Here is a 12,065-nt window from a genome sequence, read left to right as displayed (position 1 = left end):
TTATTATTTATAATTATTAACAAGCAAAAACCTTATTTATCTGAAAGACAAATCGGAAATGTGCAAAACTGCTGTTCTCTATGACGAATTAGAGTGGACAGCGGGCAGGTTCTTCGCGTCAAGTTTTCCCTGGGATAGGAGAAAAGTGCGCGAAATATTAGGCTTTGATTTAGGAGGTGTTGAAATTGGCTGGCAAAGAAGACAAGAAGTTGAAGACGACAGTATTTCAGGACGAGACCAGAATCTTTAATCCGCCAAAAGAGTTGGTAGAAAAGTCAATCGTGATGCAGTGGATGAAGAAGAAAGGGTTCAAGACTGAGAAGGAGATGCGTGCTTGGTGCTCCTCTGATGAGCATTACCTCGAGTTCTGGGACGAGATGGCAAAGACGTACGTTGACTGGCACAAGACCTATACTAAGGTGATGGACGACTCGGAGATGCCCTACTTCCACTGGTTCACTGGAGGTGAAATCAACATCACATACAACGCCGTGGACAGGCACGCCAAGGGCGCAAAGAAGGACAAAGTTGCATACATATGGATACCAGAGCCGACAGACCAGCCAGTCCAGAAGATCACCTACGGCGACCTCTATAAGGAGGTCAATAAGTTCGCAAACGGCCTCAAGAGCCTCGGCTTGAAGAAGGGGGATCGGGTCAGCATCTACATGCCCATGATACCCCAGCTTCCCATCGCCATGCTCGCCTGCGCCAAGCTCGGCGTCATCCACAGCGTGGTTTTCTCCGGATTCAGCTCCAAAGGCCTGATGGACAGGGCTGCTGACTGCGGTTCCAGAGCCATCATCACCGTGGATGGATTCTACAGGCGCGGAAAGCCGGTGCCTCTGAAGCCGAACGCCGACGAGGCAGCTGGCGGCGCTCCGTCAGTTGAGAAGATTATCGTCTACAAGCGTGCGGGCGTTGACGTTTCCATGAAAGAGGGCAGGGACGTCTGGTGGCATGATCTGGTCAAGGGCCAGTCCGAAGAGTGTGAGCCGGTATGGGTTGACCCGGAGCACAGGCTGTATATCCTCTACACCTCCGGCACAACCGGCAAGCCCAAGGGTATCGAGCACGCAACGGGCGGAAACGCCGTCGGACCGGCTCAGACGCTTCACTGGGTCTTCGACTTGAAGGACGACGATGTCTGGTGGTGTACCGCCGATATTGGATGGGTCACCGGTCACTCCTACATCGTCTACGCTCCGCTCATTCTGGGCATGACCAGCCTCATGTACGAGGGCGCTGCAGACTATCCAGACTTCGGTAGGTGGTGGAAGAACATCCAGGACCACAAGGTCACCGTCCTTTACACTGCCCCCACGGCGGTAAGGATGTTCATGAAGCAGGGCGCAGAATGGCCTGATAAGTACGACCTCTCAAGCCTGAGGCTACTGGGATCCGTCGGCGAGCCGATCAATCCGGAGGCCTGGATGTGGTATCGTGAGCACATTGGACGAGGCGAGCTCCAGATCATGGACACCTGGTGGCAGACCGAGACCGGAACCTTCCTCAACTCTCCGCTGCCCATCACGCCACTGAAGCCCGGATCGTGCACATTCCCGCTCCCCGGATATGACATATCCATCCTGGATGAGGAAGGGAATGAGGTTCCTCTGGGATCCGGAGGCAACATAGTGGCATTGAAGCCCTATCCTTCGATGCTCAGGGCGTTCTGGGGCGACAAAGAGAGGTTCATGAAGGAGTACTGGCAGTTCTACTGGGATGTTCCCGGCCGCCGCGGCGTCTATCTCGCTGGAGACAAGGCGCAGAGGGACAAGGACGGCTACTTCTTCATCCAGGGCAGAATCGATGATGTTCTCAGCGTCGCAGGCCACAGGATAGCCAACGCCGAGGTCGAGTCTGCCCTGGTGGCTCACCCCAAGATAGCCGAGGCGGCAGTAGTTGGAAAGCCCGACGAGGTTAAGGGCGAGTCGATCGTCGCCTTCGTCATTCTGAGGGTCGGAAATGAACCGTCCCCTGAGCTGGCAAAGGATGCGATCGCTTTCGTCAGGAAGACCCTTGGGCCGGTGGCTGCGCCCACGGAGGTCCACTTCGTCAACGACCTCCCGAAGACGAGGAGCGGCAAGATAATGCGCCGTGTCGTCAAGGCGAGGGCCCTTGGAAACCCGGTTGGGGACATATCGACCCTGATGAATCCAGAAGCAGTGGATGGGATCCCCAAGATCGTCTGATGGGGATCCTATTTTTTTTATCAGATTAGCGGAGCTAAAGTCTTCTTTTTCCATCAAGTCTTGATTGATTGCTTTAACGTTCTCATCCATACAATATGGCAATTTCTAAAAGCCTAGTGTTTTGTTAATCACGTTAAATAATGATAATTATCAATCATAACGTTAAGTCACCTCGATAGATTTATAAATGAAAAAACAGGTTAATTATCGATCGCTACAATATTCCCAATGGCTCCTGCTGGCTGGGATTTTGGCCCTAATGCGACAATAAAAGAATGCCAGATGGCTGCGTTGGGCTGGCTGCCTGGCATCAGGATAGATCAGGCGGAGAGTTGGGAAGACGTGGGGATTATAAAGGAGGCTGTAAATTTGGCTGAGGAAAAAGCAACTGCAAAGACATCAGTTTTACTGGAAGAGACAAGGATATTCGAGGCACCCAAGGATCTGGCAGAGAACTCCAACGTAATGAAGTGGATGAAAGAGAAAGGCTTCAAGACAGAGCGCGAGATGCGCCTTTGGTGCTCTGCCAACTACATCCAGTTCTGGGGAGAGATGGCCAAGACCTACGCAGATTGGTTTGAGCCCTGGTCCTCAACCCTAGAATGGAAGCCACCATATGCCAAATGGTTCGTGGGCGGCAAGTGCAATGTGACCCACAACTGCGTGGATAGGCATGCCCAGGGGGCCAAGAAAGATAAGGTGGCCTATATATTCGTGCCTGAGCCCACCGATCAGCCCACTCAAAAGATCACTTATGCACAGCTGGAAAAGGAGGTCAATAAGTTCGCCAACGGCCTGAAGAGCCTGGGCGTGGTAAAGGGAGACAGAGTCATGTTATACATGCCCATGATCCCTCAACTGCCCATCGCCATGCTGGCCATAGCCAAGATTGGCGCCATTCATTGCATTGTATTCTCTGGATTTTCCTCTGGCGGCCTGAACAGCAGAATCATGGACGCCGAGGCCAAAGTGGTTATTACTGTGGATGGTTTCTACCGGCGCGGCAAGCCGCTGCCCCTCAAGCCAAATGTCGACGAAGCTACAGCTAATACCCCATCGGTGAAGAATGTAGTGGTGTGCAAGAGGACGGGCGTTGCCGTCCCCATGAAAGAGGGCAAAGATATTTGGTGGGACGACCTTGTGGCCGGAAAGTCCGACGCATGCGAGTGCGAGAAGATGGATTCAGAGGATCGCCTGTTCATCCTGTACACCTCTGGAACTACCGGTAAACCTAAGGGTATTGAGCATGTCCATGGCGGATACCAGGTGGGACCCGCTCAGACTCTGCACTGGGTCTTTGATGTTAAGGACAATGATGTATGGTGGTGCACAGCCGATATCGGATGGATTACCGGCCACAGCTACATTGTGTACGGGCCGCTCGTTCTTGGTGCAACCAGCATAATGTATGAGGGTTCTCCTGACTTCCCAGACCTGGGAAGGTGGTACAAGATAATTCAGGACAACAAGGTATCAGTCTTCTACACTGCTCCAACAGCAGTCAGGATGTTGATGAAGGCCGGAGATTCCTGGGCCAAGAAGTACGATGTTTCCAGCCTGAGGCTGCTCGGATCTGTGGGCGAGCCCATAAATCCCGAGGCCTGGATGTGGTATAGAAACACCTTTGGCGCTGGCAAGTTGCCGATTATGGACACCTGGTGGCAGACTGAGACCGGCACATTCCTGGTATCTCCCCTGCCTATAACTCCATTGAAGCCCGGCTCTGCGACATTCCCGCTCCCAGGATTCAATATCGATGTCCTGGACGAGGAAGCAAACCCGGTTCCTCTCGGCTCTGGAGGCAATATCGTCAGCAACACACCCTGGCCATCCATGCTCAGGGCCTTCTACAGAGATCCCGAAAGGTACCAGAAGGAGTACTGGTCCACCTACTGGGATATCAGGCCCGGCACATACCTGGCTGGCGACAAGGCAATGAAAGACAAGGACGGATACTTCTTCATCCAGGGCAGGATCGACGATGTGTTGAAGATTGCAGGACACAGGATCTCCAACGCCGAGGTGGAGTCGGCACTGGTATCTCACCCCAAGGTGGCGGAGGCTGCAGTTATCGGTAAGCCTGATGAGGTCAAGGGTGAGGTCATAGTTGCCTTCGTCATCCTAAGGACTGGACAGGAGGAGACTGAGGAGCTGAAGAAGGAACTGGCCAAGCATGTCCGCACAGTTTTGGGCCCAGTTGCTTATCCGGAGACGGTCTTATTCGTCAAGGATGTGCCCAAGACCAGATCCGGCAAGATCATGCGCCGCGTCATCAAGGCCAAGGCATTAGGAAAGCCCACCGGAGATCTGTCCGCTCTGGCCAACCCCGATGCAGTTGATGCCATCCCGCTCATCTGAGCGGGCATACTTTTTTATATCCTTTTTTTGTCATATTATTGTGCTGCTTACATCTAAGCATTTATTTTGGCATTCCTTTAGAAAAATATTTAAATTGATGCAAGGCAACTCAGTATTCTTGTGATAAATAATTACCATTAATTTAAGTGATGATTAATATCGCGATAACTTTATAAATGAGCAAGAAGTCTTCGATTCGAAGTTCATCGAGCTCCCTGCGACGCGCAAGATGTGCAATTAAGAGGAAAGTCGACCAGAAGAGACATTCTGAAGGTCTATAGAGTTCTCTTCAAAAACCAAGTCTGACAAAATCGGGAGCCGGGAACGCCAGATCGAGATTTGAAGGAGGTATGAAATTGGCTGAAACAGCAAAGACTGCTTCTCTGCAGGAAGAGACAAGGATTTTCAACACCCCTCAGGACATAATTGAGTATTCCAATGCATATCAGTGGATGAAGAAGAAGGGCTTCAAGACTGAGATGGAGATGCGCAAGTGGTGTTCTGATAATTATATTGAGTTTTGGGACGAGATGGCCAAGACCTATGCTGACTGGTCTGTGCCCTACACCAAGGTCCTGGATGACTCCGGCAAGCCCTACTACAAGTGGTTCACCGGCGGCAAGATCAATGTGGCCTACAATGCCGTGGACAGGCATGCCAAGGGGGCCAAGAAGGACAAGGTCGCCTACCACTTTATCGGCGAGCCCGTTGGAGATGCCAGGGATATCACCTACGGCCAGCTCTATATCGAGGTCAACAAGATGGCCAATGCCCTCAAGGGCGCTGGTGTAGTCAAGGGTGACAGAGTCGTCGCTTACCTCCCCATGATCCCAGAGCTGCCCATCACCATGCTGGCATGCGCCAAGATCGGAGCCATTCACACCATCGTCTTCTCTGGATTCTCCTCCGGCGGCCTGAACAGCAGGGTCAACGATGCTGAGGCCAAGGTTGTCGTCACCGCTGACGGCTTCTACAGGCGCGGCAAGCCACTGCCTCTCAAGCCCAATGTGGATGAGGCAATGAAGACTGCACCCTCCGTTCAGAAGGTAGTCGTCGTCAAGAGAACCGGGGTAGCAGTACCCATGACCGAGGGACGCGATGTCTATTATGATGATTTCGTGAAGGGCCAGTCCGAAGAGTGCGAGACCGTCATGCTCGATCCAGAAGACAGGCTGTTCATCCTCTACACCTCCGGCACAACCGGCAAGCCCAAGGGTATTGAGCACGCTCACGGCGGATATGCCGTCACACCCGCTCAGACAACCTCCTGGGTAATGGACGTCCACGATGATGACGTCTTCTGGTGCACTGCAGACTGCGGATGGATCACCGGCCACAGCTACGTGGTATACGGTCCCCTGTGCCTCGGCGCCTCAACCATTCTCTACGAAGGCTCTCCCGACTTCCCCGATCTGGGCCGCTGGTGGTCTATCATTGAGAAGTACGGTGTCACTGTATTCTACACCGCACCCACTGCCATCAGGATGTTCATGAAGACCGGCGAGGAATTCGTGAAGAAGTACAACCTGTCCAAGGTAAGGATCCTGGCCTCTGTGGGCGAGCCATTGAACCCAGAAGCCTACATGTGGTTCAGAAAGAACATCGGCTCTGACAGGGCACCAATCATCGACACCTGGTGGCAGACTGAGACCGGATGCCATGTCATCGCTCCTCTGGTCATGACACCCGAGAAGCCCGGCTCCGTGTGCTTCCCATTGCCCGGATTCAACACCGATATCTTTGACGAGGATGCCAACTCCGTGCCACTCGGTTACGGCGGCAACATCGTTCAGAAGACTCCCTGGCCAAGCATGCTCCGTGCCTTCTTCAGAGATGAAGTCAGGTACAAGAAGGAGTACTGGGATATGTACTGGCAGGTTAAGCCCGGCACATATCTGGCTGGAGACAAGGCCACCCGCGACAAGGATGGCTACTGGTGGATCCAGGGCAGAATCGATGATGTGCTGAAGGTTGCAGGACACAGAATCTCCAATGCTGAGGTCGAGTCCGCCGCCGTTTCTCACCCCAAGGTCGCTGAGGCAGCCGTCGTCGGCCAGCCTGATGAGGTCAAGGGCGAGAAGATCGTGGCCTTCGTCATACTCAGAGATGGCGTTGCTGAATCTCCCGAGCTCGCGAAAGAGATCTCCGTCCACGTCCGCAAGGTACTGGGCCCGGTCGCTTACCCGGACAAGGTCTACTTCGTGAAGGATGTCCCCAAGACCAGGTCCGGCAAGATCATGCGCCGTGTCATCAAGGCCAAGGCCCTGGGCAAGGAGACCGGAGACCTTTCTGCTCTGGCTAATCCCGAGTCAGTGGACAACATCCCGCGCATTGACCTGTAAGCGGGATATCACCCTCTTTTTTTTATTAATTCCAAGGATCATGCCAAATAGACGCAAAAATGAATGATTACAATTATGCTGCTGATTTGAAAGCCCAAAATTAAGGAATCGTGATAAACGGCTATATTTCCCGCCAGAGGCATTATCTGGGCAATACCATCGGCACTCCTGGACCATATGATTCCGATTTCTCCCAGCTTGCTGCGACAACAATGCTCATCCAACCATGACCTCCGAATAAACCAGGGATTCGACGCAATTGCAGATAGCCAATAGATTCGCTTTTCTCAATCAACAAGAATTTATTATGGGAAAAAACACCATAAATCTAGCTTAAAAGACCATTAAAGATAAAATAAGTCAAAAGAGAATATATCATCATAAATAGGATTCAACAAACTTATATCCTTGTAATGAAACTTAAATTAATTGTCTAAAAGGCATTACAGTGTCACAAACAATTAATCATAGGTGAATAAATCACATAAAGACAAATAATGCCTTTTAAAGCTCTAATATAGTAAGGCGATTTAAAATGGTTGATAATAAAACAGAAAATTCTGCTCAGAACCCTAATGGCGGCCTGTTCTATCCGCCTGAGGACCTTGTGGAGAGCTCCAATGTCATGGCCTGGATGAAGGAGAAGGGCATGAAGTCGGAGAAAGAGCTGAGAGCCTGGTGCTCTGAGAACTATGTCCAGTTCTGGGATGAGATGGCCAGGACCTATGCCGACTGGTTCGAGCCCTACAAGGATGTTGTGCAGTGGAAAGCCCCCTTTGCAAAATGGTTCACTGGCGGCAAGATCAATATCGCCCATAATGCCCTGGACAGGCACGCCAAATCATGGCGGCGGAACAAACTGGCCTACATCTTTGTGGGCGAGCCCGTGGGTGACGTGCGCAAGATAACCTACTACGAGCTTTACAGAGATGTCAATAGATTCGCCAATGCCCTCCAAAAGATGGGGGTCAAGAAGGGCGATCGGGTGGGAATATACCTGCCCATGATTCCCGAGCTGCCGGTGGCCATGCTCGCCTGCGCAAAGCTGGGCGCCATCCATGTGGTGGTCTTCTCAGGATTCTCCGCCGTAGCCGTCCGCGACCGCCTGGAGGATTGCCAGCCAAAGGTCCTGATCACCTGCGATGGCTCTTATCGCCGGGGGAAGCCCATCGCCACCAAGCCCCAGGCAGATGAGGCCATCGCCGGCCTTGAGTACATCGAGAAGGTGGTAGTGGTAAAGAGGAACGGCCAGGAGACCGCCATGCAGGAGGGAAGGGATGTCTGGTGGGACGATTTTGTGGCCGGCCAGCCGGCAACATTCGACACGCTGCCCATGGACTCCGCAGATCCTCTCTTCATCCTCTACACCGCAGGCGCTGGAGGCAAGCCCAGAGGAATAGTTCATACCCATGCCGGGACCAGCGTTGGGCCTGCATACACCACCTCCTGGGTCTTTGATATCAAGGATACCGATGTCTACTGGTGCACAGCAGACATCGGATGGATCACCGGGCACAGCTACATCGCCTATGGACCGCTTTGTGTGGGAGCGACGAGCGTCATGTACGAGGGCTCACCCGACTACCCCGACTTTGGCCGCTGGTTCTCCATCATCGAGGAGTACGGGGTCAGTGTGATCTATACTGCCCCCACCGCCATCAGGATGTTCATGAATGAGGGGCCGAATTGGCCGCAGAAGTACGACCTCTCCACCGTCCGGCTGATGGGATCGGTGGGCGAAGCCATGAATCCCGACGCCTTCATCTGGTGGAGGAAGTATGTGGGCGGCGGGGCTGCTCCCATTATGGACACCTGGTTCCAGAGCGAGACCTGCTCTCAGGTAATAGCCCCCCTGCCCATAACCCCGCTCAAGCCCGGCTCACCCTCATTCCCCCTGCCCGGATATAATGTCCGGGTAGTGGATGAGAACGGCCAGCCATCAGCTGCTGGAGCCACAGGCGATATCATCATCACCGAGCCCTGGCCGTCCATGCTCAGGGAGATCTATCGGGATCCAGCCCAGTATAATGAGACCTACTGGTCCACTTTCCCGGGCAAATATTTCTCCGGAGATAAAGCCCGGGTGGATGAGGATGGCTACATCTGGGCCCTGGGACGGGGAGACGATGTCCTCAAGGTGGCGGGCCACCGCATCTCCAATGCAGAGGTGGAAGCCTCAGCCGAAAAGCACCCCGCAGTGAAAGCCGCTGCTGTGGTGGGCAAGCCAGACAAGGTTAAGGGCGAGAGCATTGTGGTCTATGCCGTCCTCAACCCCGGGATAGAGGGTGACGCCAACCTGCAGAAGGATATCAAGACCTTTGTACGCAAGACCCTGGGTCCGATTGCCATACCCTCGGATGTGGTATTTGTCGAGGATATCCCCAGGAACAAGGCAGGTAAGCCTGTGCGCCCCTTGATCAAAGCTCGGGCCCTTGGAGAGAAGATTGCCGACACGTCCTCTGTCGTCAATCCCAAGTCACTCGATATGATTCCGCTTCTCGGCTGAGCGGAATAACTTTTTCTTTTTGGCTCCTCGCTATTTAGTGTGGGTTCGTGCGCTAGTCACAAGAATTCGACATTTTTTCATGATCCCCTGTGCGCTCTGTGACTCTGAGGTTTTATTCAGTAACTACCATGTGTTTGAATATTCAGCTACGAATATTAACCGCAGAGACGCAGAGTTCGCAGAGACGTGGAAATTTACCTTATTACCAGCACTTGAAAAAAATAGCATATTTCTGAGCAAATAGTCGTCTCCGTTCGTTCGTCCTCCGTGCGCTCTGCGCCTCTGCGGTTTTATTCCGTATTCCGCAAACCACTAGGGTAAATTATCCCGCTACCCACTCGATACCTGCCCTGGCCCCCTCAACGCCGGGGAGGCTTGGATACAATCAAGATATTATATCTGATCGCCAAATCTCGCCCATGAAAGTTGGAATCGTGGTCTCCGACCGGGACGACTGGACGGCTCAGGCTTTAATGGCCTCATTTTCCCGGCGGCAGATGGATGCGACATTCCTTGATTTCTCAGAGCTTAAAAGCGGAATCGGTAAAAGGCTGGATTTTAGTTGCGGCGACGTTAACCTCCTGGACCTGGACGCCCTGGTGGTCCGCGACCTGGGGAGGCGGGGGGCGGTCGATGTCTCCTTTCGCTTCGAGGCCCTGACTGCCCTCGTGGAGTTGGGAATTTCAGTCATCAATCCCCCCGAAGCCATCTCCAGTGCGGCAAACAAGTATGCTACATCCAGGAGGCTGCATGGCGCTTCGGTGCCCACACCGAGGACTGTGGCCACCACCAGCCCAAAGATTGCCGAGGAGGCCCTTTATTCCTTTAAAACGGCGGTATCCAAGCCGCTTTTCGGCTATAAAGGAAAGGATATCATCCTCTTAAAGAGCAGCAAGCAGGCAGACATCGAGAGTCTGAGGGAGATAGTGGAGAGGAGGGGGATGGTCTACCTGCAGGAGTTTATCAATGTCACCTCCGGCTCAGCGCGCGATATCCGGGCTTTCGTGGTGGACGGCAGATTGCAGGGAGCCATCTATCGCAATGCTCCACCGGGAGAATGGATCAGCAACCTGGCGCAGGGTGGCCGGCCCACCCCCTGTCCGAAAACCCGTGAGCTGGAGGACCTGGCGGCAAGATCTGCCCGCGCTGTTGGTGCCATATATTGCGGCGTCGACCTCCTGGAGAGCAAGGATGGCCTGACGACAATAGAGGTGAACGGGACCCCCTCAGGCAAAGGGATCTATGATGCCCTGGGAATAGATGTCACAGAAGCGATAGCAGAGCATGTCTGCTCCAATCTGGATCACAGAAAGGGATGATTTCCATCAAAATAGTTATCTACGTGACCGGCCATCTCACGGAGTATGTTTACAATACTCACCGGTGCGCAGTTTGGTGATGAGGGAAAAGGCAAGGTTATAGATCTACTGGCAGAGAACTACGATGTCATTGTTCGTTTCCAGGGAGGCGACAATGCAGGTCATACGGTGGTTGTGGGAGGAAAGACATACAAGCTCCATCTGGTTCCCAGCGGCGCGATCTTCGGCCGCAGGCTTCTGATCGGGCCCGGTGTGGTGCTTAACCCCCGGGTTTTATGGAATGAAATTCAGTCCCTGGAGTCTGAAGGCATCAAGGTCGACTTGGGAATTGATCCCAAGACGACGATCATCATGCCCTATCACATCGAGCTGGACAGCCTGCGTGAGAAGGCGAGGACGGAAAAGATCGGGACCACAAACCGTGGCATTGGATTTGCCTATGTGGACAAGGTCGCTCGCGAGGAGGTCCAGATGGGTGACCTCACCGATCCTGCCTTACTGGAAGCCAAGCTGAAGGAGATCGCGCCTGGCAAGGAGAAAGCAATCCTTGATATGGGCGGCGACCCGACTGTAGTCAGATATGCGCCTTACATCGATGAGTATCTGGAGATCGGAAAGAAACTGAAGAGCAGGATCGCCGATGTCTCGCGAGAGATCAACATCGCTATCCTTGAGGAGAAGAGCGTCCTGGCTGAAGGGGCTCAAGGGGCATTTCTGGATGTCATTCACGGCACCCAGAAGTTTGTAACCTCCAGCTTCACCATCGCAGGAAGCGCCTGCGCAAATCTGGGCGTGGGCCCGGTGATGGTCGACAACGTGGTGGGAGTGATCAAGGCCTACATCACCCGGGTGGGCGAGGGGCCCATGCCCACGGAGCTAGTCGATTCCCTGGGCGAGCAGATGAGAGAGAAGGGTGGAGAATACGGCACCACCACGGGAAGGGCGCGCAGATGCGGCTGGTTTGATGCCGTCTTAGGCCTGAAGTCCGTATATCTCAACAGCTACACTGAGATGGCCCTCACCAAGCTTGATGTGCTCACGGGCATCAATCCCATAAAGATCTGCGTGGGCTACGATCTGGACGGCGATACCCTTGGCTATCCGCCGGAGAGCACCACAGACCTTGCCCGCTGCAAGCCCATCTATGAAGAAGTGCCCGGCTGGACGGAGGATATAACCGAGGTCAAAGACTATGACGATCTGCCCGAGAATGCCCGCGATTATGTAGAAAAGCTCGAGGACCTGCTGGGTGTGGAAATATCTGCGGTATCGGTTGGACCGGGAAGAGAGCAGACCATATTCCGGGATATGGAGGAAGAATGAAATCTGCATCTCTTCCTTTTAT

General features: G+C 53.4%; 6 protein-coding genes. All 6 read left to right on the top strand.

The window, feature by feature from the left end; genetic code table 11:
• The first annotated feature begins 176 nt into the window (after positions 1–176).
• Positions 177–2,195 carry an acetate--CoA ligase gene (acs, locus tag BP727_RS13010; RefSeq protein WP_013718460.1) on the top strand — a complete coding sequence of 673 codons (2,019 nt, stop codon included), beginning with the start codon at positions 177–179 and terminating at the stop codon, positions 2,193–2,195.
• 369 nt (positions 2,196–2,564) lie between these two features.
• Complete coding sequence (acs, locus tag BP727_RS13005) at positions 2,565–4,553, top strand: acetate--CoA ligase (RefSeq protein WP_013718459.1); 1,989 nt, start codon at positions 2,565–2,567, stop codon at positions 4,551–4,553.
• Positions 4,554–4,903: 350 nt separating this feature from the next.
• Entirely contained in the window at positions 4,904–6,895 is a 1,992-nt protein-coding gene (gene acs, locus BP727_RS13000; RefSeq protein ID WP_048131716.1) for an acetate--CoA ligase, read from the top strand.
• A gap of 535 nt (positions 6,896–7,430) precedes the next feature.
• On the top strand, positions 7,431–9,401 hold the full coding sequence (gene acs / locus BP727_RS12995) for an acetate--CoA ligase (protein ID WP_286859227.1): 1,971 nt from the start codon (positions 7,431–7,433) through the stop codon (positions 9,399–9,401).
• A 419-nt stretch (positions 9,402–9,820) separates the two neighbouring features.
• Positions 9,821–10,720 (top strand): tetrahydromethanopterin:alpha-L-glutamate ligase, encoded by a 900-nt coding sequence (mptN, locus tag BP727_RS12990; RefSeq protein ID WP_286859224.1) that lies wholly within the window; start codon positions 9,821–9,823, stop codon positions 10,718–10,720.
• A gap of 45 nt (positions 10,721–10,765) precedes the next feature.
• Positions 10,766–12,043: an adenylosuccinate synthase gene (locus BP727_RS12985; protein ID WP_013718455.1), complete on the top strand. Its 1,278-nt coding sequence runs from the start codon at positions 10,766–10,768 to the stop codon at positions 12,041–12,043.
• Positions 12,044–12,065: the final 22 nt, after the last annotated feature.

The sequence above is a fragment of the Methanosaeta sp. UBA356 genome (assembly GCF_002496465.1).
Lineage (GTDB): Archaea > Halobacteriota > Methanosarcinia > Methanotrichales > Methanotrichaceae > Methanothrix > Methanothrix soehngenii.
Note: the sequence above shows the minus strand (reverse complement) of the source record. Positions and strands in the feature narration are given on the sequence as shown.